This window comes from Sphingobacterium sp. UBA1897 (genome assembly GCF_002337775.1).
Lineage (GTDB): Bacteria > Bacteroidota > Bacteroidia > Sphingobacteriales > Sphingobacteriaceae > Sphingobacterium > Sphingobacterium siyangense.
In genome coordinates, this window is record NZ_DDGR01000026.1 from 171,630 (window position 1) to 197,913 (window position 26,284).

Here is a 26,284-nt window from a genome sequence, read left to right on the forward strand (position 1 = left end):
AATGAATTACAACGAAATTAAAACGACCATCGATATGGGTAATGGCACCCAGATCGAATTGTCTACAGGTAAATTGGCAAAACAGGCTGATGGGGCTGTAGTATTAAAACAAGGTGATACGATGTTGCTTGCAACAGTTGTTTCAGCTAAAGAAGCGAAATCTGGCGTTGATTTTTTACCCCTTTCTGTAGATTATCAAGAAAAATATGCGGCAACTGGCCGTATTCCAGGTGGTTTCTTACGTCGTGAGGCTAGATTGTCAGATTATGAGGTATTGATCTCACGTTTGGTAGATCGTGCATTACGTCCTTTGTTCCCTGAAAATTATCACGCAGATACACAAGTTGCAATCAGCTTGATCTCTGCAGATAAAGATATTATGCCTGATGCTTTAGCGGGCTTGGCTGCTTCTGCAGCTATTGCTGTTTCTGATATTCCTTTCAATGGACCAATTTCTGAAGTTCGTGTTGCGAAAATTGACGGTCAGTTGGTCATCAACCCAAAATTGTCTGAGCTTGAAAATGCAACTTTAGAGTTTATTGTTGCTGGTTCTGCACAGGATATCGGTATGGTTGAAGGTGAAGCGAAAGAGATTTCTGAAGCTGAAATGGTAGAAGCAATTGCTTTTGCTCATGAAGCTATCAAAAAACAAGTTGCTGCTCAAGTAGAGCTGGCTAACTTAGTTGGTAAAACTGTGAAGCGTGAGTATAACCATGAGCCTGAAAACCTTGAATTGAGAGATGCTATTTTTGCAGCTACTTACGATAAGGTTTATGCTATTGCAAAATCTGCTTCTGCGAAACATGACCGTTCTGAGAACTTCGCAAAAATCGCGGAAGAGTACAGAGCAACAATGCCAGAGGAATTGGATGATGATACCGCATTCTTATTTAAAAAATATTTCCACGATGTTCAGTATGATGCTGTCCGTAACCTGGTTTTGGATGAAGGTATGCGTTTAGATGGCCGTGATGTACGTACTGTACGTCCGATCTGGTCTGAAGTGGATTACTTGCCTGCTGCACACGGTTCGGCTGTATTTACACGTGGTGAAACACAATCATTGACATCGGTTACTTTAGGTGCTAAAGACGATGAGCAAATGATCGATGGTGCTTTTATCAACGGTTATAACAAATTTATTCTTCACTACAACTTCCCTGCATTCTCTACAGGTGAGGTAAGACCTAATAGAGGTCCTGGCCGTCGTGAAGTTGGTCACGGTAACTTGGCTATGCGTTCATTGAAACAGGTACTTCCTGCAGACAGTGAAAATCCATATACGATCCGTGTTGTTTCTGATATCCTGGAATCAAATGGATCTTCTTCAATGGCTACGGTATGTGCTGGTACATTAGCACTTTTGGATGCCGGTGTGAAATTGAAAGCGCCAGTTTCAGGTATTGCCATGGGATTGATTTCTGATGAGAAAACAGGTAAGTATGCGATCTTATCGGATATCTTAGGTGATGAAGATCATTTAGGTGATATGGACTTTAAAGTAACTGGTACAGAAAAAGGTATCGTTGCTTGTCAAATGGACTTAAAAATCAATGGTTTGAAATGGGAAGTGTTGACGCAAGCTTTGGATCAAGCAAAAGAAGCGCGTTTACACATCTTAGGTGAAATGAAGAAAACAATTTCTGCTCCACGTGAAGATTACAAACCACATGCACCTCGTATCGTTCAATTGTTGATCGATAAAGAATTTATTGGCGCTGTAATCGGACCAGGTGGTAAAATTATCCAAGAGATGCAACGTGAGACCGGTGCTACAATTTCGATCGAAGAAGTTGATAACAAGGGTGTTGTTCAAGTATTCGCAGATAATAAAGCCGCTATCGATGATGCAGTAGGTCGTATTAAAGCAATCGCTTCTAAACCAGAGATTGGTGAAACTTACGAAGGTAAAGTGAAATCAATTATGCCATTCGGTGCTTTCGTTGAAATCATGCCTGGTAAAGATGGTTTATTGCACATCTCTGAAATCGACTGGAAACGTCTTGAAACAATGGACGGTATCTTCAAAGAAGGTGATAAAGTAACGGTTAAATTGTTGGATATCGACAAACAAGGTAAAATGAAGCTTTCGCGTAAAGCCTTATTGCCTCGTCCTCCGAAAGAAGACAAACCAAAGCAGGATAAACCTGCCGGTGAAGCTCCTGTAGCTGGTGCTGGACAAGAATAGGTTTATTCCTTTCAAATGATATGAAAAGCTCGCTTTAAGCGGGCTTTTTTTATGGAAAATAAGGCTTACCTGCATCTTTATCCTATGAAAAGTATACTTCGTTTGTTTCTGTTTAAACCTGGTCAGATTTTGGTGTTTGTCCTCATGTATGTGACCGTGTATGGTCAGCGGTCTTATGGGGATAAATTCCAGGAGCTATCTGCCACTGTACAGCATTATGCAACTAAAAATAATATGATCTTGGCCAAGGGGCGTTATGAGTTTTATAAACTGGATCGTGCCATTTTGTGGTCCTATAAACAGGATTTATTTTGGCCTCTTAATAGGTTAATCTTAAAGGATAAAGCTATCAGAGATTCAATGACAGACGAGCTTTACATTAATTTTGATCGGGAATATAATCGCTTTGTGATGGATGTGTATGAAAGCCCTTATAAATATAACGAGGCGAGACCATTTGAAGCACTTTCCGTGCAAGGCTCATTCAGAGGTGGGATGTCACCGCTTGTCGAGCGTTTGTCCAAGTTTTTATTGGATCATCAAGGACGCTGGGGCCTCAATTTGTCTTCTTTTACCTTATATATGGATCGTGAGCTTAGTGCTGTGCCCTTAGCATACGATGGCGAGCCAGAAGTAGTGAAATTGCTCAAGGAATTTTTTGAGGAGGCCAAGATTCCCCATAAACCTGGTATTTACTATGGGAATCCAATGTATTGTTCGTATCGATTTGACTGGATGGCTAATAAAAATAAAGAGATTACGCTCGATTGCGCGGTATATAAAGACTATTTTAATATACTGTTTAGTGAAACGAAGTTATATGCGCTGGGTAGGGCTTGGAATAGCGTGGATGGACAAATGTCTTTTTTTTATGATCGGAAAAATAGCTGGAAACTGTTTGCTGCCCGACGGGACGTCAAACGCATTTTGGATTTTTTAAATGAGGAGGCTGCTGTTAATCTATTCAAGCTACACCATGGTAGTAAAAGATTTAGCGGCGATTATTGGCTTGATGTCGTTATGCTGAAATAGGGAGGAGTTAAGCTAATATGTAGATCAGAAAACAAACCAGGCTGTCAATTCGACAGCCTGATTTATTCTTTTATAACATGATAACACCTATAACATGATAACACCTTTTATCTTCGCCACTTCTTTGTAGAAGTAGATTACCTGATCGGCGTCTTTTACGTTCAAGTTTACCGTAATTGAAGTATACTTACCTGTTTTGGAATCCTTAAAATCAAACTGAGCACCTGTGTCATCAAATACGCTTTGGATCTGATTGAAGTGGTCCTGATCTTTTGGTAAGATAAATTTATACGTATAGTCCTTTGGGAATGTTTCTAAATCTTCTAAGCGCTCTTTAAAAGTTTCATAGAAGTCTTTTGGATTATCACCTCCGTCAGGGATATCTTGTATATTGATGTTTTTGTAATCTGCCATGTTTTGTTTCTCCTTAAATATGTTATTAAGGTATTAACAAATATTAATCCAGTAATGTTTTACTGACAATATTTCAGTTAATTATTGTCAATGCTTGAAGGCCAATCGGCTTTGTTTTTACCAAAGTTTTTGTTTGGCGTAGCACTCATCTCGATTTCCATCTGTCCACCTTCTAAAAGCTGTGCATGTGTAATGAACGACTTAGCATAAGGTTTACCATTCAATTTGATCGATTTAATGTATTGATTTGCTTTACCTTGATTTTTAACATCGATAGCTAACGTTTTGCCATTTGGTAAATTGATGTTCGCATGTTGCATCATCGGGGATCCGAAGACATAAACACCACTCATTGCATTCAGTGGATAGAAGCCCATTGCTGAGAACACATACCATGCGCTCATTTGTCCGACGTCATCATTGCCACATAGACCAGCTGGACTGTTTGTGTAAAACTCTGTCATCGCTTTACGGACTAAGGCTGCACCTTTCCAAGGTTGTCCTGCGTAAGCATATAAATAAGGGATATGGTGATTTGGTTCGTTACCTTGCGCATATTGGCCGATTAGTCCTGAAATATCTGGAGAAGCTTCACCACCAAGATCCGATGACATGGTCGTAAAATAATCCAGTTTTTTCAAAAATTTATCTTCACCACCGAAAAGATTGATCAGACCTTTGACATCTTGAGGTACTAACCAGGTATATTGCCATGCATTTCCTTCGCAATAATCATTCTCGCGGTGTTTGGCCATCAATGGGTCGAAAGGTCTGCGGAACTCGCCATTGGCTTTTTTACCGACGAAATGACCTACTTCTTTGTCAAAATACTGCTCGTATAGTTTGTAGCGTTTTTTGAAATAGGCCGCGTCTTCTGTTTTGCCTAATTTTTCGGCAATTTTATAAGCACCAAAGTCAGCAATCGCATATTCCAATGCCCATGCTACAGATTCATTCGGCATGCTGTCGATCGGAATGTAAGTCAGTTCACGTGCATATTTCAGGCCGTGATCGTTGCCCATGGCTGTTGTCTTTACAGCTTCCCAAACCAACGGATAATCTTTCTCGTCAATAATTCCTTTTAAGAAAGCGTCTGCAATCACTGGAATCGCAGGTAGACCCACCATGGTGTTGGTTTCATTACCTTGTAAGTGCCACATTGGCAATTTACCTTGCTGTTGATAGATAGCCAACATGGTTTTGATAAAGTCCTGGTTGATTTTACGGTCTTCTAGGATGGTCATCAACGGGTGAAGTCCGCGGTAAGTGTCCCAAAGCGAAAATACCGTATGGTTGACAAAATCCTGTTTCTCGTATACTTGTTTGTCAGTTCCTAAATAATCGCCATTTGCATCGTTAAAGATGGTAGGAGCGAAGTAGGTATGGTATAATGCCGTATAGAAGATTGTCTTCGTATCTTTGTCGGCTTCAAATTGAATCTTATTTAAGGTTTTGTTCCAACGTTGATCCGCTTCTTGCTTAACTTTTTCAAAATTCCAGTTTGGAATTTCTGCATTGATATTGTTCAGGGCATTGGTCGAGCTTACTGGAGAAATACCGACTTTAAGTTCGATGGTTTTGTTTTTAACAGCATCAAAGAATAAAGCCGCTTTGATTGCCTGTCCTTTAAATGTTGTTTGGCCTAATTTTTCTTCTTTACCGTCGAAAAATCTTACTTTTTGTATCGGCTGAGAAGTTCTGATCGCAAAATACAATTTTTGGTCAGTTGCCCATCCTGTTGAAAAGCGATAACCAACAAAGGTGGAGTCGTTAACCTGTTTGATGTAGGTGTCTGTCGGTTTATCCCAATTGATATGGTAACCTAAGTCGACCAAAATATGTGCATTGTCTGTTTTTTCATAGCGATATTGATGATAACCTACACGTTCGGTTGCCGTCAAATTGGCCTGTACCTGATAGTCATCTAAATAAGCGCTATAGAATCCGGGTTTGGCAACCTCATTTTCCTTTTTGAAGGAAGAGCCATAACCTGTATTCATTTTATTGAATTCCGCTGGCGTTAATTGTAATTTTCCGTTGGCTGGAACGATCATGAGGTCGTTGAGGTCACCGATACCTGTTCCGCTCAGGTGGGTATGGGTAAAACCCAAAATTTCCTGGCTTTTGTAATTGTATCCACTGCACCAGTCCCATCCGTTGAACTTGTCCCAAATTTGTGGAATTTGGGTAGGTCCCAATTGTACAGCACCTAAAGGTACATTTGCACCAACAAAGACGTGACCATGATCCGCTGACCCAATAAAGGGGTTGACATATTGTGTAAGATTTTGCTGGGCTTGCGCGCAAAATGGCAAAATTATTGTGCCCAACACTGTTTTGAGTAGTTTATTTCCTGTCATAGGTTTTGTTCGGGTATTTGAAAACTGCTTAAAATTAGTAAATAAAACCTTTTAGCGCAATTTTATTATTATTTTAGTAAATTGTCGTTAAATTTTTTACTTTAGTAAGCTTCGTAATAAAAAACTTAACAAACCTACTACTACTACATGAAGAAACGTATTCTGATCAGTGATATCGCAAAGGCGTTGGGGATTTCTGTAACTACTGTGTCCTTTATTTTGAATGATAAGGCAAAAGAAAAGCGTATTAGTGAGGCTTTGACTAAGCGGGTTCTGGACTATGTCAAAAAGGTTGGCTATAAGCCCAACGAATTGGCAAAAAGTCTCCGCACAGGGAAGACGAAGATTCTAGGTTTGATTATCGAAGATATTTCCAATCCTTTTTTTGGGAATATAGCACGTCTGATCGAAAGTAAGGTCTATGAGCAGGGCTACCGTATTATTTATTGTAGCACCAACAATGATGTAGAAAAGGCGAAGGAGTTAATCCAGATGTTTTACGATCGGCAGGTAGATGGTTTTATTATTACACCTTCCGATGGTTTGGAAGATACAGTAAAGCAGTTGCAGCAAAATAATATTCCGGTTGTGCTCTTCGACCGTTATTTTCCGGGTCTTGAAACAGACTATGTAGGTGCGGACAATTTTCAGGGAGCCTTTGATGCCAGTAACCATTTGTGTCAACAGGGTTATAGACGTATCGGATTTGTATCGCTCTATTCGGATCAGACTCAAATGAAAGAGCGTTCAGATGGCTATATGAAGGCTATGGATAATAATAAGCAACAAAGTTTTATTCAAAAGATTCAGATGGATGCTTCGGATGAAGAAGCAATGGAACTATTGCGGGAGTTTATCTGTGAAAATAGGCTGGATGCTGTTTTGTTCTCCACAAACTATCTGGCGATTTCGGGTTTGAAGGCTTCCAAAAAATTTAATTTTACGATGCCGGCGGTGATTGCTTTTGACGACCATACGGTTTTTAAGCTGGTCGAACCTGCTATTACGGTTGTTTCGCAGCCGATCAAGGATATTGCTGAGAATCTGATCAATATTTTGTTGCTTCGTCTTCAGGGTAAAATAAAAGCAACACGTAGAATGGTGTTGCCTTGTGAACTGAAAGTTCGTGAGTCGACTAAAGTGAAAGTTACTTCGTAGTATCGGCCACAAATTTCATTGAAATAGAATTAACGCAGTGACGCGTGTTTTTTGTCGTAAAGCCTTCTCCGAGGAATACATGGCCCAAATGCGCGCCACATCTACTACACAGGATTTCAGTGCGGCGACCATCGGCATCGGTGATCCTTGTAATTGCCCCGGGAATTTCATCATCAAAACTTGGCCAGCCACAGCCTGATTCAAATTTTGACTCCGAACGGTATAGTGGGCTGTCACAACGGCGGCAGATATAAGTTCCTTTGAGCTTATTGTCTAAAAGTTCACCGGTAAAAGGCCGTTCAGTTCCCTTATGTATAATAATGTATTCCTCTTCTTTACTTAAGGGGTTGTATTCTTTGTTAGTTTCCATGATTGTCGTGTGTTTAGTCTTGAAGCTGGCTTTACTAGGAACTACCCAACAGGGATGAACTATTCCTCCTATATAAAGACATCATCCAGATTTTTTTATTGTTAGCTTGGGACTTGACCCTGACCAGATCTCCATTCGTCTTGATAAAGTTCTCCATTCGTCTTATAAAGGTACGGAAATTAGGATGAAAAAAAACTTTTTGTGTCTTCTGCGATCCGCTATTTTGAGTATTTTAAATTGTCATGGAATTGTCTTATATTTGAGTAGCTATCCAAATGAAAAGTTGTAGCGATGGGACCGCTTTAATAGTTTAATGTTGTTTTATCCTCGTTTAAACGCATTTGTTTAGAATGATTATAAATTGATATTAAAGGTCACAAAATTGTCAGCGATTTGTTAATAAATCATACTTTTGTGGCATTGTTAGGGGGGTAGTGGCTCCTTTAACCATGGGAGTTAATTTTTTACATTCACAAATAAATAGTATAAAGTGCTAAATATGAGAACTATCTCATCCGTTTTGGGAAGCCTTGCGAGGGTGGTGTCAACGAGTTTGATGCTATTATTTGCCGTTACGACGTTGCATGCGCAAGATGTCAAGGAAGGTGAAAAAATCTTCAAATCTAAGTGTACATCCTGTCACGCCATTGACAGAAAAGTGGTTGGTCCTGCTTTAAAGGGGATTCCAGAGACGAAAGACGAAGCTTGGTTAATCAAGTGGATCAAGAACTCTCAGGCTTTAATTGCGTCTGGCGATGCTGATGCAGTTAAAATCTTCGAAGAGAACAACAAGCTTGTGATGACTTCTTTTACTGATTTATCTGACGATCAGATCAAGTCGGTATTAGCGTATATCACCGATGCTTCTAAGGAGAAACCGAAAGAGGCTGCTGCTGGTGGCGCTGGAGCTAAAGATGATAACGCGTCTATGTTCATGATTTTGGGCTTGATCGCAGTTGTTGTTTTGGCTGTTGTCGTTATCGTGGTGTTGAATCGTGTGATCCGTACCTTAGAAAATGTAATTGCTAAAAACCAAGAAGCTATTGCTGCGCAACAAGAGCCAGAAGATAGCCAACGTTTTGTGAAGTTTGCGAAAGCATTCGTTAAAAACAAGAAGTTGGTTGGCTTTACAGTCTTGATGTTAGTTGCATTATTAGCTGTAGGCGGTTGGAAAACAATGTGGAACGTTGGTGTTCACCAAGGCTATCAGCCGGTTCAGCCAATTAAGTTCTCGCACCAAATCCACGCTGGTGTTAACAAAATTGAGTGTCAATACTGTCACGGTGGAGCATTTAAATCTAAAAATGCGTCTATTCCATCGGCCAACGTATGTATGAACTGTCACAATACAATCACTGCTTCAGAGCATTATGATGGTGAGATTTCTCCGGAAATTGCTAAAATCTATCGTGCATTGGATTGGAATCCTGATACGCGTACTTACGGTAACAATCCGAAACCAATTCAATGGGTTCGTATTCACAACTTACCTGACTTTGCTTACTTCAACCACTCACAACACGTTGTGGTAGCTGGTGTTGAGTGTCAAACTTGTCACGGTCCAATCCAAAATATGGAAGAAGTATACCAATACTCTCCATTGACGATGAAATGGTGTGTTGATTGTCACAAAAAGACAGATATCAAATCGGATAACAAATACTATGAAGATTTGATTAAAGCACACGAAAGAATTAAGAAAGGTGAGAAAATGACTGCAGCCATGATCGGTGGTCTTGAGTGTGGTAAGTGTCACTATTAATAATTATTTGAAATACGCAATCTTATATACAGCTTAAATGGATAGCAATAAAAAATATTGGAAAGGTTTGGAAGAGTTAAATCAAACTCCTGCTTTCGTTGAAGGAAGCAAGGGTGAGTTTGCCGAATCTATTCCTGTAGAAGATGTATTAAACGAAGCTGGCTTGAGTACTAAAACTCCTCGCCGTGACTTCTTGAAAGCATTAGGATTTGGTTTGGGTGCTGTTTCTTTAGCGGCTTGTAACCGTACTCCTGTGCATAAGGCAGTTCCTTATTTGATTAAACCTGAAGAGGTAACTCCAGGTATCCCTAACTATTATGCTTCGACGTTCAACGGTCAAAGCATCTTGGTTAAAACTCGTGAAGGTCGTCCGATCAATGTTGAGCCTAACCCGAATGCAATTGGTTTGAACCAAGGTTTGGATTCAACGACTGCTGCTTCTGTATTGGATTTATATGATGAGTCCAAATTGAAACAGGCGCAATTGAAAGGTCAAGATGTTGAGTGGTCTAAATTGGATGGGGAAGTTGTTAAAGCTTTAAATGCAGCAGCATCTTCTGGTAAACAAATTACGATCGTTTCTAACACCGTAAACAGCCCTTCAACGTTGGCGGCCATCGCTGCTTTCGCAACGAAATTCCCAACAGTTAACCATGTACAATACGATGCTGTTTCTTACAGCGGTATTATCGAGGCGAATAAAGCTTCATTTGGTAAAGCTGTTGTCCCTTCATACAATTTTGAAAAGGCAAATGTGATTGTTTCCGTTGCAGCTGATTTCTTAGGAACTTGGTTAGCAGGTGAGGAGCAGACACAACAATATGCTAAAAACCGTGATTATAAATCGTTGAAAAACGGCAAAATGTCACGTCACGTGCAATTTGAGTCTGGTCTTTCCATGACGGGTACAAATGCGGATGCACGTATCGCAATCAAACCTTCGGAAGAAGGTGCTACATTGGTTGCTTTATATAATGCAATCACTGGTCAGTCTTTGGCTGGTGCTACTGCAAACAAAAAAGCACAAAAAGGTGTCGCTCTAGCAGCGAAAGAATTGGTGAACAGCAAAGGCGCAGCAGTTGTTGTTGCTGGATCTAACGATGTCAATGTACAGGTATTGGTTAATGCAATCAACGTTGCATTAGGTGCTTACGGTACAATCATCGATTTGGATAACTATTCTAAACAATACCAAGGTTCGGATTCTTCGTTCCAAGCTTTCTTAGCAGCAGCGAAATCAGGTCAAGTTGGTGTTGCGTTCTTCTTGAATAGCAACCCGGTGTATGACTACTTCAAAGCAGATGATGTAAAAGCAGCGTTGAAACAAGTTCCTTTCACCTTATCATTTTCGCAACGTGCGGATGAAACAGCTTCTGAATTGACAGCGATTGCTCCAGCAAGTACGTTCTTGGAATCTTGGGGTGATGCGAATCCAAAAGAAGGTTTGTTCTCTATCGTTCAACCAACAATCAATCCTGTTTTCAAAACACGTCAAGTTGAACAAAGCTTGTTGACTTGGGCAGGAAATGATACCGATATGTACAACTTCGTTAAGAACTTGTGGTCTACACAAATCTTAGCAGGTTCTACGAAAAACTGGGATGCTGTATTGCAAACTGGTTTTGAATATAAAGGTGCTAAAGCGGCAACAGCTCCTGCATTTACAGGAAATGCTGCAGCAGCGGCTTCGGCAATTGAGGCATCAAGCAAAGCGATTACCGGTGAGTTTGAATTGAAACTTTATGAGCCTTCTGCACTTCGTGACGGTCGCTACGCGAACAACGCTTATTTACAAGAGTTGCCTGACCCGGTATCTAAAGTAACTTGGGACAACTACGCTGCTCTTAACCCGAAAGATGCTGAGAAATTAGGTTTGGGTGAAGATGGTAAAGTAACTGTAAAAGCAAATGGTGTTGAATTGGAATTGCCAGTTGTACAACAACCAGGTCAAGCACAAGGAACAGTTTCAGTTGCTGTAGGTTACGGCCGTACAAAAGTTGGTAAAGCAGGTAATGAAGTTGGTAAAAACGCATTCCCTTTTGCATCTATCATCAATGGTACAGTACAAGGTGTTGCTAAAGCAACTGTAGCGAAAGCGTCTGGTACTTACCAATTGGCACAAACACAAACGCACCACACGATCGAAGGTCGTAACGTTATTCGTGAAACGACATTTGCGAAATATCTGAAAGATCCTAATTCTGAGGCAGGACGCTTTACAGATAATCACAAAACATACGATTTGTGGAACAAATATGAGCAACCTGGTCACAAATGGGTGATGGCGATCGACTTGAACGCATGTACAGGTTGTGGTGCTTGTATCGTTGCTTGTAACGTTGAAAATAATATTCCTGTTGTAGGTCGTGATGAGGTTCGTCGTCGTCGTGAAATGCACTGGTTACGTATTGACCGTTACTATACAATCGAAGGAAAAGATCAAGATCTTACAAAAGAGAAAGAAATTGCAAGAGCTTCGGCTGATTTAGATTTCGAAGATATCACTGTTGTTCACCAACCGATGTTGTGTCAACACTGTGGTCACGCACCTTGTGAAACGGTTTGTCCAGTATTGGCAACAGTACACTCTTCAGAAGGTTTGAACCATATGGCATATAACCGTTGTTTTGGTACACGTTACTGTGCGAACAACTGTCCTTTCAAAGTTCGTCGTTTCAACTGGTTTGCATACTGGAATGATTCACGTTTTGACAACTACTTGAACAATGAGTTCACACAATTGGTATTGAATCCAGATGTTGTTACTCGTTCACGTGGGGTAATGGAGAAATGTTCAATGTGTATCCAACGTATTCAAGCAGGTAAATTACAAGCTAAGATTCAAAATCGCAAAGTTAAAGATGGCGATATCCAAATGGCTTGTCAACAAGCATGTTCTGCAAATGCAATTATCTTTGGTGATGCAAATGATCCAGAATCAGAAGTATCTAAAGCATTACGCAACGAGCGTGTTTATTACGTACTTGAGGAAATCAATGTTCAACCGGGTATCGGTTATATGACAAAAGTTAGAAACACTTTTGAGGCGTAATCTTGTACAATATTTGAAATAAAAATACTATGTCATCGCATAACGAATCAATATTAAGAGAACCATTAATGACCGGTAAGGACATTACGTATGCAAAAATTACGGATGATATCTTACTACCGGTTGAAAATAAACCGAATAAAGCATGGTGGATTGGTTTTACCGTTGCTGTATTAGGTGCTTTATTATGGGTAGTTAGCGTTAGTTATACCTTTTGGACAGGTATCGGCGCTTGGGGTCTGAATAAAACTGTAGGCTGGGCTTGGGATATCACCGACTTCGTATGGTGGGTAGGTATCGGTCACGCGGGTACGTTGATTTCAGCTGTATTATTAATCTTCCGCCAGAACTGGCGTAATTCAATCAACCGTTCTGCAGAGGCGATGACGATCTTTGCGGTAATCTGTGCGGCTACATACGTTGTAGCTCACATGGGTCGTCCTTGGTTGGCTTATTGGATTTTCCCACTTCCAAATCAATTTGGATCACTTTGGGTAAACTTCAACTCTCCTTTGGTATGGGATGCGTTTGCGATCTCGACTTACTTTACAGTATCCTTGGTATTCTGGTACTGTGGTTTGTTGCCGGATATCGCGACAATTCGTGACCGTGCTACTGGATTAAAACAAAAAATCTATTCTGTATTATCATTCGGATGGAATGGTTCAGTTAAGACTTGGCAACGTTTTGAAATCGTGTCATTGATCTTGGCAGGTATTTCTACTCCGCTGGTACTTTCTGTACACACGATCGTATCCATGGACTTTGCAACTTCGGTTATCCCTGGATGGCATACAACGATCTTCCCTCCATATTTCGTGGCGGGTGCGATCTTCTCTGGTTTCGCGATGGTACAGACTTTATTGTTGATCTTACGTAAAGTAATGAACTTTGAGAACTACATCACGATGTTCCACATTGAGTCGATGAATATCATTATCATGACGACAGGTTCTATCGTAGGTGTGGCTTATTTGACTGAGTTGTTTATCGCAATGTACTCTCGTTCAGAATACGAAATGTATGCTTTCGAGAACCGTATGTTGGGTCCATACGCTTGGGCTTACTGGTCAATGATGACGTGTAACGTAATTTCTCCACAGTTATTCTGGTTCAAAAAAATCCGTACAAGTATTCCAATCTCATGGATCTTATCGATTGTTGTAAACATCGGTATGTGGTTTGAGCGTTTTGTAATTATCGTGACTTCATTGCACCGTGATTACTTGCCTTCATCTTGGGCAATGTTCTACCCAACTTGGACAGACGTAGGTATCTTTGTAGGTTCAATCGGATTATTCTTTACATTATTCTTGTTGTTCTTACGTTTCTTACCAGGTATCGCTATCGCCGAAGTGAAATTGTTGTTGAAATCATCTTCATTACAACATAAAACTAAATTGGCTCAAGAAGGCGCATTCCCTGAGGAACAAGTTAAGTACTTCCAAGAGTCATTAGAGAAATATGATTCAGTGACAGAAGAAGAGATTAAAGAATTATCAGTTAGAAAATAATCAGCAATGAGCAATACAAAATATATATTAGGTAGTTTTGCGGATCCCGATGAAATGATGCATGGGATCGACAAATTGCAAGCAAACAATATAAGTATTTACGACTGCTTTACTCCGATGCCTATTCACGGCATCGAAGCAAAGCTGGGTGTGAAACCTTCTCGCTTGCCTATCGCAGCATTTTGCTTTGGAGCATTAGGAACGACATTGGGTTTTAGTTTGTTGTATTATACAATGGCCTATGATTGGCCGATGAATATCGGTGGTAAACCATCTTTTGGTATGCCAAACTTTGTTCCAGTTACATTTGAGGTTACGATCTTATTGTGTGCCTTGGGTATGGTTGCCACGTTTTTCTTCCGTAACCACTTATTTCCGGGACGTGCACCTCGTGTAATGGACTTGAGAGCAACAGATGATCGTTTCATCCTTGCAGTAGATGCCAATGAAAATACAGATCACGCTTTGATCGATAGCTTATTGAAAGAAGCTGGAGCTGTTGAAGTTAAGTACAATGATAGAAAATATGTTAGCTATGAATAAGAAGAATTTACTTGGAACGCTATGCGCAGCTGTGGCATTGACAGCACTTGTTTCTTCTTGTGGTGACAAAACAACTCGTAGTACAGGTTTAGAGTTTTCTCGTAACATGTACGATCCGCTTGCTTTCAATCCGGATCAACCTAATGCGAATTTTGCTGATGGAAAAACAGCACAAGCACCTCCTAAAGGTACGGATCCAATTGGTTTCACTCGTTTTGAGTATGCCAATACATTAGAGGATTATGAACGTGCAGGAAGAGAAGCAAAAAGTCCTTTGGTCGTAAATGCCGAAAATCTTGAAAAAGGTAAAGCTTTGTTCACCACTTACTGCTCTATATGTCATGGAGTAGAAGGTAAAGGTGATGGTCCTATCACGAAAGATCGTAGCGTGACTGATTCAAGAGGTACTCGTCAATTAGAGAACTTTCCTCCGCCACCATCTTATCAAAGAACAGATGCAGCGAGCTCTTCACGGGGTGGTTTGATGGCTGACTTGACTGATGGTAAAATTTACCATACAATTTATTACGGACACAACTCCATGGGATCACATGCATCTCAATTGTCTCCAGAGGAGAGATGGAAAGTTGTTATGTATGTTCACGAATTACAAAAGAAATAATCTAACATCAGATATATAAATGGGAACTCACAGTCATCATCACGATTATAATTTCAACGAGCGATACGAGTTTGCTGGCAAGGCTAAATTGTACAGTATTATCGCTGTTGTACTAGGCGTAGCTGCTGTAGCTTTCGGGTTGCTTTCGGGCGATCACGTTACTGTAGAGCGTACTTATGCCAACTTGTTATTGATGGGTTATTACTTTACATGTGTATGCGCAGCTGGAACATTCTTTGTTGCCTTGCAATATGTAACACAATCTGCATGGTCTGCAGGTTTGGTACGTATACCTCAGGCTATGGCGAGTGTTTTACCAATTGCATCATTAGTTTTATTAGTTATTGTAGGTTTAGGTTTAACCACACATAACTTATATCACCACTGGAATGCAGATGGTATCACTGATCCGCATAGTACAAATTTTGACCCTATTATCGCAGGTAAATCTGCTTATTTAAATGTTCCATTCTTCTTGATCCGTCAGGTCGTGTTTATGGGTACATATAGCATTTTTGCCGTTATTTTTGCGAAACTTTCTTATAAAGAAGATTTAGAAGGTGGATTGACTTCTTATAAAAAGTCATTCAAATTGTCGGCAATCTTCTTGGTTATCTTCGGTTTTACTACACCTATCTGGTCTTTCGATACAGTAATGTCTTTAGAGGCACACTGGTTTTCGACAATGTTCGGTTGGTATAACTTTGCAGCAATGTGGGTAAGCGGTATTTCGTGTATCACGATCATCGTTGTTGTATTGAAGAAAGCTGGTTATATGAACTGGGTAAACGAAAATCATTTACACGATTTGGGTAAATTGATGTTCGGTTTCTCTATCTTCTGGACTTACGTTTGGTTTGCACAATTCATGTTGATTTGGTATTCAAACATCCCAGAGGAAACAGTTTATTTCTACAAACGTTGGGAACCTGAATACAAACCTTGGTTTTGGTTGAGTATTATCATTAACTTTGTGGCACCATTGTTACTATTAGTGGATCGCGATGCTAAACGTAAACAAAACGTGATGTTGTTCGTAGCGATTCTATTATTGGCTGGTCACTGGCTAGATTATTATATCATGATCATGCCTGGTACTGTTGCTGAACATAGAGGATTTGGTATCATTGAAATCGGAACTGCACTTGGTTTCTTAGGTTTGTTCATCTTCTTAGTGATGAGTAAATTGAGTAAACAAGCATTGGTGCCTAAAAATCATCCTTTCTTGGATGAGAGTTTGCATCACCAGATATAGTTTCACTTTTAAAGGAAGGTTACGTAAAAACGTTATAAAAGAAATGAGCTTTAAATTAAATAATAGATTCAAATCCATCTCGGGTTTTGTGCTTGCACTAGGATTGCTTTTTGCGACTCCTATCCTAGCAAGTCAACAAGATACAGTAGCATCTGATTCTGCTAAAGCGGCGACTACAGCAGTAGCTGCCCCTGCAGCAACGGATTCGGTTGCAAAAGATACAACAGCGGCAGCAGGTACTGCTGCTGTTGCATCTGCTAGTTCTTCTACAGAAGCTAGTGCTGCTGCTCCTGCTGTTGAAGAAGTGAAGCAAGTAGACCCTCAGGTTTATAAAAACTTCACATATTATGTCTTGTTATTCTTGGTTATATGTACAGTTGTTGCCGTTATCGGTAAAGTACTTTCGATCTATGAATTGACAAGAAAGATGAACGGTAAATACAATCCGTTTGCGAATAACACGTTTCAATCGGCATTGTTATTCATTTTCTTGGTTGTATTCCTGTACGGTGTATATTGGTCATATGTACACTGGGGAGCCGCTTATTGGAGATCTGCAGTAACTGAGCACGGTGAGCGTATTGATACAATGTTTATCATTACGACTGCAATTACAACATTTGTATTGGTTATCACACACATCTTGTTGATGACATTTACATTCTTGTACCGCATGCGTGCAAAACGTCAAGCTTATTATTATCCTCATAACAATGCAATTGAGAAATTGTGGACAATTGTTCCCGCTGTTGTTTTGACAGTTTTGGTATTGTTCGGTTTCTTTACATGGAGATCAATCACAAATATTCCTGAGGATCTTCAAAAATCAGCTTTACAAATTGAAGTGTTGGGCGAACAGTTCCAATGGAATGTCCGTTATGCTGGTTCAGACGGTATTATTGGTAAACGTAATTATAAAATGACGACGCCAACGAACCCGTACGGTATTGACTTTAATGATAAAAATTCTTGGGATGATATTCAAGGATCTGAAATTTGGTTGCCTGTAAATAAACCAGTTCGTTTCCATATCGTTTCAAAAGATATTATTCACTCTTTCTATATTCCTGATTTCCGTGTTCAGATCAATGCGGTACCAGGAATGACCAATTACTTCCAGTTCACACCTACTGTTACAACAGAAGAGATGCGTGATCGTTTGGGTGATTATAACTATGACTATGTGATGTTGTGTAACAAGATCTGTGGTCAAGGTCACTTTAACATGGCGAAGAAAGTGGTTGTCGTAACTGAAGAGAAATATAAAGAGTGGTTAGCTAAACAAAACAAATATTTTACTGAGGATTTGCAAAAAGAGTTCAGCGGTAAAACAGCTAACGTGAAAAAGGATAGCGTACAAGTTACAGCATCTTTGAACTAATTAAGAATTTTTGAATATAAAATCGAATATGTCAAGTACAGTAATATCGCATAGCGCTGAACATCACGATTCGCACGGCCATCATCACGAGGAGTCGTTCATCAGAAAGTATATCTTCTCGGGTGACCACAAGATGATTGCTAAGCAATTCTTGATCACTGGTATCATCATGGCAGTTTTTGCGATGCTTTTATCAGTATTATTCCGTATCCAATTAGCATGGCCGGATAAAGAGTTCCCTATATTAGAAGTATTCTTGGGTAAATGGGCTGAAGGCGGTCGTATAAAACCGGAGTTTTTCCTTTCCTTGGTAACCATTCACGGTACCGTTATGGTATTCTTCGTGTTAACGGCTGGTCTATCAGGTACTTTTAGTAACTTATTGATTCCATATCAAATCGGAGCACGCGATATGGCATCTCCTTTTATGAACATGTTATCTTACTGGTTGTTCTTTGTAGCATCAGTGATTATGGTTGCATCGTTCTTCGTAGAAAGTGGACCTGCTTCTGCTGGTTGGACAATCTACCCGCCACTATCGGCTGTTCCTACTGCAATCGCAGGATCTGCAACTGGTATGACTTTGTGGTTGGTGAGTATGGTTCTATTTGTAGCTTCACAGTTGATCGGTGGTATTAACTATGTAAGTACAATTTTGAACATGCGTACAAAGGGAATGGACTTATGGAAAATGCCTTTGACAATCTGGGCGTTCTTCTTAACTGCTATCGTGGGTATGTTGTCATTCCCAGTATTGGTTTCGGCGGTTGTTCTTCTGATTTTTGACCGTGCTGCTGGTACGTCATTCTATTTGTCGGATCTTGTTGTTCAAGGACAAATTTTGCCGAACGAAGGTGGTTCACCAATTTTGTTCCAACACTTGTTCTGGTTCTTAGGTCACCCTGAGGTATATATCGTTGTTATGCCTGCTTTAGGTTTAACTTCTGAGGTTATTGCAACCAACTCACGTAAACCAATCTTTGGTTACCATGCGATGGTTTATTCGTTGATCGGTATCACCGTTTTATCGTTTATCGTATGGGGTCACCACATGTTTGTAACAGGTATGAATCCGTTCTTGGGTGGTGTATTTATGATTACAACATTGATTATCGCGGTTCCTTCTGCTGTAAAAGCGTTTAACTATCTTGCAACGTTGTGGAAAGGTAATATCCGTTTCACTCCGGCGATGATGTTTGCTATCGGTTTGGTATCGTTCTTTATCTCTGGTGGTTTGACAGGATTGTTCCTAGGTAATGCAGCGTTAGATATCAACTTACACGATACGTATTTTGTTGTTGCCCACTTCCACTTGGTAATGGGATCGGCGTCAATCTTCGGTATGCTTTGTGGTGTTTACCACTGGTATCCTAAGATGTTCGGTCGTATGATGAACACAAAATTGGGTTATTTACACTTCTGGTTGACTTTCATTGGTGCTTACATGGTATTCTTCCCAATGCACTTTATGGGTATCGATGGTGTGCCTCGCCGTTACTATGCATTTACAGAATTTGCTTTCATGGCGAAATGGGTTTCTGTAAACAAATTGGTGACTTGGGCTGCAATCATCGCTGCTTTAGGTCAGGTAGCTTTCTTGTGGAACTTCTTTACATCGATTTTCTTCGGTAAAAAAGCACCACAAAACCCTTGGCAGTCAAACACATTGGAATGGACTACTCCGGTAGAGCATATCCATGGTAACTGGCCAGGTGAAATTCCAACTGTACACCGTTGGCCTTACGATTACAGTAAGCCAGGTCACGGTGAGGATTTTATTCCTCAAAGTGTTCCTTTCTCTGAAACAATGAGCTCTAATTTGCCTCATGATTTCGAAGGAGACGAGGAAGCTGAGCGTATCCAGGCAGAATGGAATGCTCAAAATGGTAGAAAAGACTAATAAAATCTTATAAAATAGAGTAGGGATTCCTACTCTATTTTATAGAAGTTTGTATTTTAAGAGGTAGGGGTAGTATTATGTTTCCAGCAGCTGAGAAGCGATTTATAAAGACCAATTTTATAACGATCATTGTGTTGTTTTTGGTCATTATTGCTGGAGGAGTTGTTCGGAGTACAGGGTCAGGAATGGGATGCCCAGATTGGCCAAGATGTTTTAACCGTATTATTCCTCCAACAGATATCTCTCAATTACCTCAAGGATATGAACAGCATTATATTGAAGGAAGAGCAAAGAAGAACGAACGTTTCGCGAAAATTGTAGAATTTTTCGGCGATAAGGAAATGGCTTACAAGCTCCGTACCGATAAGAATATTTTGCAGCATGAAGAGTTTAATGTTGCGAAAACTTGGACGGAATATATCAATCGGTTGGTAGGCGTTGTTTCCGGATTCTGTTTGTTATTTACAGCTATTTATTCTTTCACCTATTTAAAATCAAAAAGCTCGATCGTTGTTTGGTCAGTGATTAATCTTTTTGTTGTCGTACTTCAGGCTTGGCTGGGATCGATCGTTGTATCGACAAATCTGATGCCCTGGATTATTACGGTACATATGCTCTTAGCCATTGTAATTGTTTGTATTAGTATTTATACATATTTCAAAGCAGTTACTTTGCGAAACAAGACCTTACTGGTCAATCGTTCTTTGGGTATATTAAAAGGACTTGCTATTGCTTCAATTTTATTGATGCTAACACAGGTAATTGTCGGAACGGGAGTTCGTGAGGAGGTTGATTTATTAACCGGTTCAACGATAGCCCGGACTGATTTTATAACAACTATTGGCCAACAGTTTGAGTTACATCGCTGGTTGGCATATTGTTCTTTGATTTTAGTTATTGTATTATTCTTTTTGGTCCGCACGAGTTTTAATACGAGTTCTAAGCAATATAAATTTGCTTTAATCGCATTGATTCTAGTGGGTATCCAAATGCTATCAGGAATTATCTTAGCTCGATTTGCAATACCTGCATTTGCACAGACAACGCATTTGGTGGTAGCGACGCTTCTATTTGGGGCACAGTTCTACCTGTTGTTATTGTTAAACAAGCAAAGGCACTAATCTTGGAATTCGGGATGTTTATGTTTAAAAGTACGTGTATAATTACACTGATAGTAGGAGGTCTCTTTTAGTTATGAAAGAATTTATTTCAGATTTCAAAAAGCTTGTTAAGTTGAGACTTACGTTGACGGTCGTATTTTCTGCGTCAATTGCTTTTCTGATAGGATCAAAACAACAGGGTGATATATTCTGGTTCAATTGGTTATTGTTGACTATAGGTGGTTTTCTGGTGACAGGTTCTGCCAACGGTTTTAATGAGATCATTGAAAAGGATTTGGATAAACTGATGAAACGTACGGAGGACAGACCGTTGCCATCAGGCCGCATGACAACAGGACAAGCTTTGGTATTGAGTGTCTTTATGGGCATCTTAGGAACCTTGGTGCTTGTTCGTTTAAATTTTGTCGCTGGTCTGCTGTCGGTTTTCTGTATCCTTCTTTACGCATTTATCTATACACCATTAAAAAGAAAATCACCAATAGCAGTGTTTGTCGGCGCGTTTCCGGGTGCATTTCCGCCATTAATTGGATATTATGCAGCCTTTTCGCAAGACGATTTAGCCTACTATAGTGGACATAACGAAGCGGCAATTATTATTATTCCCTTTGTGTTGTTTGCTATTCAGTTTTTATGGCAGTTTCCGCATTTCTGGGCAATTGCCTGGGTTGTGGATGATGACTATAAATTAGCGGGCTTTCGCTTATTGCCGACGACAAAACGTGATAAGATATCTGCGTTTATGGTATTCATTTCAGGTTTGTTTATGATACCTGCAGGTTTTATACCTTATCATTTTGGCTTTGGTGGAATTTGGTTTACGATTGTATCCGTGGTCGGTGGAATAATGTTTGGTTATTACGGTTATTTGCTGTTTAAGAATTGTGATATTCCTTCAGCGAAGAAAGTGATGTTTACCTCATTTATTTATTTACCTGTGACACAACTCGTATTATTGCTTAACTTTATTCCGTTGAAATAATGTTAGATATACAAGCACAAACTGACGAGAAGTTAGTACAGAGAAAAGCCCAAAAGTTCAACCTATGGTTGGGTATGTTGGGTATGTTCATGATGTTTGCGGCGTTATCCAGTGGTTTCATTGTATATACAGCGAGCGGCGTGGACAAAGGGATTAAGACCCTATTGCCAAATGCACTTTTATATAGTACCTTGGTGATTGTGGTTAGTAGTCTAACGATGTTTTTAGCACATAAAGCGGCTAAAAATGGCGAGTCTTCCAAACAGCGGTTGTTTTTGATAGCAACTTTTATTTTGGGAGTTGTATTTTTTGCCTTGCAAGTTCATGCTTGGAATGTATTGATCGATAGGGGTGTTTATTTTGTGAATAACAATGCATCGCAATCTTTTATTTACGTTTTTATCTGGATGCACTTGGCGCATATTATTGCGGGGTTGATCGTTTTGATTGGCGCGATTATAGGAATTAACAAACTTCCTAAAGACGGCAATCTTTTCCGCATGGATCTTGCCAGTATTTTTTGGCATTTTCTCGATCTTTTATGGATTTATATATATGTTTTCTTACTTTTGAATCAATAATAGTAAACAATGAGTACAACAGTATCGCAATTGGATAAGGTAAAAACTGGTCCATGGAATGGTGGGAAATCACCTTGGAACTTAGAGTATGGAAAAATCATGATGTGGTTTTTCTTGGTAGGGGATGCCTTCACATTTTCTGCATTTTTGGTTTATTACGGCGCACAACGCTTTTCTCATCCAACATGGCCTGATCCTGATAAGATCTTCCAATCTATCCCAGGAATTGCAGAGCATGGTCAACCGTTGGTATTTGTCGGTTTAATGACCTTTATTTTGATTATGTCATCTGTAACTATGGTTTTGGCCGTGGAAGCTGGTCACCGTAACCAAAAGAATGAAGTTGTTAAATGGATGCTTTGGACTATTTTGGGAGGTATCTGTTTCGTAGGTTGTCAGGCTATCGAGTGGACTCACTTACACCACATGGGTTTCTGGTTTGGTAAAAATCCAGCAACAGGTTTAGAAGGTGATGCCATCAAAACAGCATTAATGCCATATTTCACACATGACATTTCTTATACTTCGGCCTTGCAATTTGCTAACTTGTTCTTTACAATTACTGGTTTTCACGGTTTCCACGTTACTGTGGGTATTATTTTGAATATCATCATTCTATGTATGACATTAAATAATACATTCGAAAACCGTGGTTCTTATCTTATGATCGAGAAAGTAGGTTTATATTGGCACTTTGTGGATTTAGTGTGGGTATTCGTATTTACGTTCTTCTACTTAATCTAATTCCGAAATAATAAATTTAGATAGCTATGTCACAATATCAAGATAATATCGCTCATGGCGAGCACGCTCACGAAGGTGGGATGGATAAGAAGGCCATCTGGAGAGTATTTGGTGTACTTTTAGCCCTTACTTGTCTAGAGTTTTTAATTGCATTGGGCTTCGTGCACCATTGGCAAATTTTAGCTAAAGGTGCGTTAGTAAATACTATTTATATCGTGCTTACTTTAGTTAAAGCTTATTATATCGTTGCATTCTTTATGCACTTGAAATTCGAGAAGTCGAGTTTCATTGTTACCGTTGCAATTGTGTTTATTTTTATTATTTATTTTATTGTTTTGATGCTTGTTGAAGGAGGGTATTTAGCATCTGCTTTTCAAGAACATCAATTGTTTCCAAATAAATAGATAAAGTGAATGGATAATAATACTGGACAAAAGAAAGGTATTAAAACTATATTGATCCTGGCAGTAATTCTTTTATTGCCAGGATTTTTATATTTTGTACTAAATAAAAGCGGTTCTAATAGCTACGCCTCTTTGCCAATTTTTGGAAAGAAAGAGGTTCCGGGAACTACCCATCGTAAATGGGGACGTGATATTCCCGATACTATCTATCATACTGTACCCCCGGTTGATTTTGTGAATTTCGATGGCAAGAAAGTGCATCTATTGGATAATGATACAACACTTTCTGTCGTCCATCTGATGTACTCTAGAGATGCTTCATTATCGCGGACGATGATTAAGCGTTTGGATCAAATCGCTAATCGATTTATTCAGAATAAGAAGGTCCGTTTGTATTCAATTACGGTTGATACGGCATACGATACACCAGAAGTGTTAGCTAAATACGCAAAAGTTTACAAACCATGGACCAAATCTTGGTTTTTTGTGACAGATCCTTCTGTTGATATCTTTAAATTTGCCCAGGAAAGTTTATTACAAGATGCGCTTGTCAATAAGGAGGGCAGCAAACCATTTATTATTGGGTCTAATTATCTTTTACTTGATACAAAAGGACGGATAAGAGGTATTTATGACATTAATGTCAAAACGGATGTTGACCGCCTTGAGGATGAAATCAAATTATTATTGGTCGAGGAAGTCCGAAACCATCCAGCTACAATAGAACAAAAGAGGTAATTATATCATGGAAGAGAGTCTTAACAAGGAAAAAAAGTATAGTAAATGGATTTGGTTGCTATCGATTGTGATACCGATAGTGGTTGCTATCCTTTTTACGGTGAATTTACAAAAGCTGGGTTATGATGTAAAACCGCTAACATTTTTGCCTCCTATCTACGCGGCTATCAATGGGATTACGGCTGTATTACTATTTTGGGCTGTGGCTGCGATAAAAAAGGGTAATAAGGCTTTACACGAGCGTTTGGTCAAATGGTGTATTGCTTGTTCCTTAGCTTTTCTGGCGATGTATGTCGCTTATCACATGACTTCAATCGAAACGAAATATGGCGGCGAGGGAATTCTAAGACCGATCTATTTCTTTATCCTGATCACGCATATTTTGCTTTCCATTATCATCATCCCCTTTGTACTCTTTACATTTGTTAGAGGCATATCGGGTTCTTATGAGCGTCATAAAAAGCTTGCCCGTATTACTTATCCCATGTGGCTTTATGTAGCTGTTACCGGGGTGATCGTTTATTTGATGATCTCTCCGTATTATATTGGTTAGTGGTAAGAGTTGAGGGTCAAGGTATTGTGATGAAATACAATGGCACGCCGGATTCGAGTTGTTTAATCTGGTTTAATATTTAAATGAAATCGGATGCGATGGAGACTATATTCCTTGTATCCGGGAGTATAAACAGTATCGGATTAATCAGCCAATTCATATCGGCTTGATGGATCTGTAAAAATCATTCGCATATGAAGCGTATCTGGATTTATCAGGCCGATCGCCTGTTAACGGCGACAGAGGGACAGGAGATTGTTACTGACCTGAAAGCTTTTGCCGAACAATGGAAAGTGCATGGAAAACCACTTTCTGCATCCGCAGAATTGCGGGATAATCTTTTTATCATCCTTAAGGTGGACGAGGAAGTGGCGGCTGCATCAGGTTGTTCTATTGATAGTTCGGTTCGATTTTTAAAAGGAGTTGAATCGAAGTATGGTATTCAACTATTTGATCGAATGCAATTTGCATATAAAGGGGATCAGGGAATAGGCGTGGTCAACCGTGACGGATTTGAGAAGTTATTGGCAGACGGTACCATCAACGATAATACCTTAGTATTTGATAATACCATTACCCATGAGCATCAAATGGAAGACGCTTGGGTAATACCCTTCCATCAAAGCTGGCATAAACGACTTTTTAGATAGGTTGTAAAACCATTTTATATAAGAAAGGCCATAGTTACATATGGCCTTTCTTTTTGATCTATAGATCTGTATTGCTTCTCTTCTGATCGATCCGCCGAACAGCGATGGTTTCGCTTATTCAGGAATAGTATAATGATGCATATATTTTGCTATCGCATTTGCACGTCTATTGACATAAGCAGAAGGGTTACGCGCATCCCATTCTCTTGGGTTTGGCAATATGGCTATAATCAATGCGGCCTGTTTTTTGGAAAGATTGCTGCCTGTTTTGCTAAAATAATAAGAAGCTGCCGCATCCGCACCATAAACTCCCTGTCCCATTTCAATCACATTAAGGTAAACTTCGAGGATGCGTTTCTTGCTCCAGAATGTTTCGATAAGAATGGTAAAGTAGGTCTCGAAGCCTTTCCTTAACCAGGAGCGCCCTGGCCATAAAAAGACATTTTTGGCTACCTGCTGACTGATTGTACTTCCGCCGCGTAATTTCTTTCCCTGTGCATTTTTTTTAATGGCATTCTGAATTCCTTGCATGTCGAATCCCCAGTGTGTCATAAAGTGAGCGTCTTCTCCGGCAATGGCCGCTAACTTTAGGTTGTCCGAAAGTTCATCGTAATCCAGCCAGTTTTTTTCCAGTTTAAATCCCTTGCCCTGTTCTTTTAGCTCAAACCCACGTTGAATCATCAACCAAGTGATGGGAGGATTAATAAACCGCAGGCTAATGACCCAAAAGAGTGAAATGCCAATAAAATAGAGTACTACCCGTGTCACAATGCGCAGGATAGGAGATTTTATGGACTTCAATGGGTTGAAGGATTTTTTTTTGAAGGTATTTTGTTGTTTGCTGGACGTATTTTGTTTACCAGATCTTTTGATGGCCATGACTAATTTTTTTCGGATACAAACTTAGCTTATATTCTTGTTTAATGGAAATGATTTTGTCGAGAAGTTGAGTGTATCGTTTGC

23 protein-coding genes are annotated in these 26,284 nt (G+C 39.7%); 19 read left to right on the forward strand and 4 right to left on the reverse strand.

Annotated elements, in window-relative coordinates; all coding sequences use genetic code 11:
- Nucleotide 1: 1 nt before the first annotated feature.
- On the forward strand, nucleotides 2–2,188 hold the full coding sequence (gene pnp, locus B4N43_RS17460) for a polyribonucleotide nucleotidyltransferase (RefSeq protein ID WP_075991035.1): 2,187 nt from the start codon (nucleotides 2–4) through the stop codon (nucleotides 2,186–2,188).
- Nucleotides 2,189–2,272: 84 nt separating this feature from the next.
- Nucleotides 2,273–3,220: a hypothetical protein gene (locus B4N43_RS17465; protein ID WP_286735775.1), complete on the forward strand. Its 948-nt coding sequence runs from the start codon at nucleotides 2,273–2,275 to the stop codon at nucleotides 3,218–3,220.
- 87 nt (nucleotides 3,221–3,307) lie between these two features.
- Here B4N43_RS17465 and B4N43_RS17470 read toward each other — a convergent pair whose 3' ends face one another.
- Nucleotides 3,308–3,634 carry a DUF493 domain-containing protein gene (locus B4N43_RS17470; protein ID WP_070563528.1) on the reverse strand — a complete coding sequence of 109 codons (327 nt, stop codon included), beginning with the start codon at nucleotides 3,632–3,634 and terminating at the stop codon, nucleotides 3,308–3,310.
- A gap of 77 nt (nucleotides 3,635–3,711) precedes the next feature.
- Nucleotides 3,712–5,994: a GH92 family glycosyl hydrolase gene (locus B4N43_RS17475; protein WP_120333529.1), complete on the reverse strand. Its 2,283-nt coding sequence runs from the start codon at nucleotides 5,992–5,994 to the stop codon at nucleotides 3,712–3,714.
- 147 nt (nucleotides 5,995–6,141) lie between these two features.
- Between B4N43_RS17475 and B4N43_RS17480 the strand changes: the two genes are divergently transcribed.
- On the forward strand, nucleotides 6,142–7,152 hold the full coding sequence (locus tag B4N43_RS17480) for a LacI family DNA-binding transcriptional regulator (RefSeq protein ID WP_075991038.1): 1,011 nt from the start codon (nucleotides 6,142–6,144) through the stop codon (nucleotides 7,150–7,152).
- Here B4N43_RS17480 and B4N43_RS17485 read toward each other — a convergent pair.
- Nucleotides 7,142–7,522, reverse strand: coding sequence for a methionine-R-sulfoxide reductase (locus tag B4N43_RS17485; protein WP_376749019.1), 381 nt, complete (start codon nucleotides 7,520–7,522; stop codon nucleotides 7,142–7,144). The two genes, B4N43_RS17480 and B4N43_RS17485, sit on opposite strands and share 11 nt — an antisense overlap.
- Nucleotides 7,523–8,021: 499 nt before the next feature.
- On the opposite strand from B4N43_RS17485, the gene B4N43_RS17490 reads away from it, so the two are divergent.
- The 16 genes from B4N43_RS17490 (at nucleotide 8,022) to B4N43_RS17565 (ending at nucleotide 25,321) form a co-directional block, all read left to right on the forward strand.
- A complete protein-coding gene (locus B4N43_RS17490; protein WP_070563536.1) occupies nucleotides 8,022–9,284 on the forward strand; it encodes a cytochrome c3 family protein in 1,263 nt (420 codons plus the stop codon).
- Between the two features lie 37 nt (nucleotides 9,285–9,321).
- The gene (locus B4N43_RS17495) at nucleotides 9,322–12,336 is read left to right on the forward strand and encodes a TAT-variant-translocated molybdopterin oxidoreductase (protein ID WP_286735776.1); all 3,015 of its coding nucleotides are present in this window, start codon (nucleotides 9,322–9,324) and stop codon (nucleotides 12,334–12,336) included.
- Nucleotides 12,337–12,365: 29 nt separating this feature from the next.
- A complete protein-coding gene (nrfD, locus tag B4N43_RS17500) occupies nucleotides 12,366–13,850 on the forward strand; it encodes an NrfD/PsrC family molybdoenzyme membrane anchor subunit (RefSeq protein WP_046674137.1) in 1,485 nt (494 codons plus the stop codon).
- A 6-nt stretch (nucleotides 13,851–13,856) separates the two neighbouring features.
- A complete protein-coding gene (locus tag B4N43_RS17505; protein WP_088160227.1) occupies nucleotides 13,857–14,393 on the forward strand; it encodes a DUF3341 domain-containing protein in 537 nt (178 codons plus the stop codon).
- Nucleotides 14,377–15,015, forward strand: coding sequence for a c-type cytochrome (locus tag B4N43_RS17510; RefSeq protein ID WP_376747594.1), 639 nt, complete (start codon nucleotides 14,377–14,379; stop codon nucleotides 15,013–15,015). Before B4N43_RS17505 ends, B4N43_RS17510 begins: the two co-directional genes overlap by 17 nt.
- Before the next feature lie 19 nt (nucleotides 15,016–15,034).
- On the forward strand, nucleotides 15,035–16,270 hold the full coding sequence (locus B4N43_RS17515; protein ID WP_145327840.1) for a quinol:cytochrome C oxidoreductase: 1,236 nt from the start codon (nucleotides 15,035–15,037) through the stop codon (nucleotides 16,268–16,270).
- A gap of 43 nt (nucleotides 16,271–16,313) precedes the next feature.
- Nucleotides 16,314–17,651, forward strand: a complete 1,338-nt coding sequence (locus B4N43_RS17520; RefSeq protein ID WP_286735778.1) for a cytochrome c oxidase subunit II — start codon at nucleotides 16,314–16,316, stop codon at nucleotides 17,649–17,651.
- Nucleotides 17,652–17,679: 28 nt separating this feature from the next.
- Nucleotides 17,680–19,551 (forward strand): cytochrome c oxidase subunit I, encoded by a 1,872-nt coding sequence (locus tag B4N43_RS17525; RefSeq protein ID WP_172462307.1) that lies wholly within the window; start codon nucleotides 17,680–17,682, stop codon nucleotides 19,549–19,551.
- Nucleotides 19,552–19,628: 77 nt separating this feature from the next.
- On the forward strand, nucleotides 19,629–20,672 hold the full coding sequence (locus B4N43_RS17530) for a COX15/CtaA family protein (RefSeq protein WP_286735779.1): 1,044 nt from the start codon (nucleotides 19,629–19,631) through the stop codon (nucleotides 20,670–20,672).
- A 73-nt stretch (nucleotides 20,673–20,745) separates the two neighbouring features.
- A complete protein-coding gene (gene cyoE / locus B4N43_RS17535) occupies nucleotides 20,746–21,651 on the forward strand; it encodes a heme o synthase (RefSeq protein ID WP_070563553.1) in 906 nt (301 codons plus the stop codon).
- Nucleotides 21,651–22,232, forward strand: a complete 582-nt coding sequence (locus B4N43_RS17540; RefSeq protein ID WP_075991043.1) for a cytochrome c oxidase subunit 3 — start codon at nucleotides 21,651–21,653, stop codon at nucleotides 22,230–22,232. The genes cyoE and B4N43_RS17540 overlap by 1 nt, the downstream gene beginning before the upstream one ends.
- Nucleotides 22,233–22,241: 9 nt before the next feature.
- Complete coding sequence (locus B4N43_RS17545; RefSeq protein WP_046674128.1) at nucleotides 22,242–22,976, forward strand: cytochrome c oxidase subunit 3; 735 nt, start codon at nucleotides 22,242–22,244, stop codon at nucleotides 22,974–22,976.
- 26 nt (nucleotides 22,977–23,002) lie between these two features.
- The gene (locus B4N43_RS17550; protein WP_088160234.1) at nucleotides 23,003–23,380 is read left to right on the forward strand and encodes a cytochrome C oxidase subunit IV family protein; all 378 of its coding nucleotides are present in this window, start codon (nucleotides 23,003–23,005) and stop codon (nucleotides 23,378–23,380) included.
- A gap of 9 nt (nucleotides 23,381–23,389) precedes the next feature.
- On the forward strand, nucleotides 23,390–24,118 hold the full coding sequence (locus B4N43_RS17555; RefSeq protein WP_088160235.1) for an SCO family protein: 729 nt from the start codon (nucleotides 23,390–23,392) through the stop codon (nucleotides 24,116–24,118).
- Nucleotides 24,119–24,125: 7 nt separating this feature from the next.
- Nucleotides 24,126–24,671: a DUF420 domain-containing protein gene (locus B4N43_RS17560; protein WP_286735780.1), complete on the forward strand. Its 546-nt coding sequence runs from the start codon at nucleotides 24,126–24,128 to the stop codon at nucleotides 24,669–24,671.
- 194 nt (nucleotides 24,672–24,865) lie between these two features.
- Nucleotides 24,866–25,321 (forward strand): ABC transporter ATPase, encoded by a 456-nt coding sequence (locus B4N43_RS17565; protein WP_286735781.1) that lies wholly within the window; start codon nucleotides 24,866–24,868, stop codon nucleotides 25,319–25,321.
- Between the two features lie 114 nt (nucleotides 25,322–25,435).
- Here B4N43_RS17565 and mtgA read toward each other — a convergent pair whose 3' ends face one another.
- On the reverse strand, nucleotides 25,436–26,200 hold the full coding sequence (gene mtgA / locus B4N43_RS17570; protein WP_070560704.1) for a monofunctional biosynthetic peptidoglycan transglycosylase: 765 nt from the start codon (nucleotides 26,198–26,200) through the stop codon (nucleotides 25,436–25,438).
- Nucleotides 26,201–26,284: the final 84 nt, after the last annotated feature.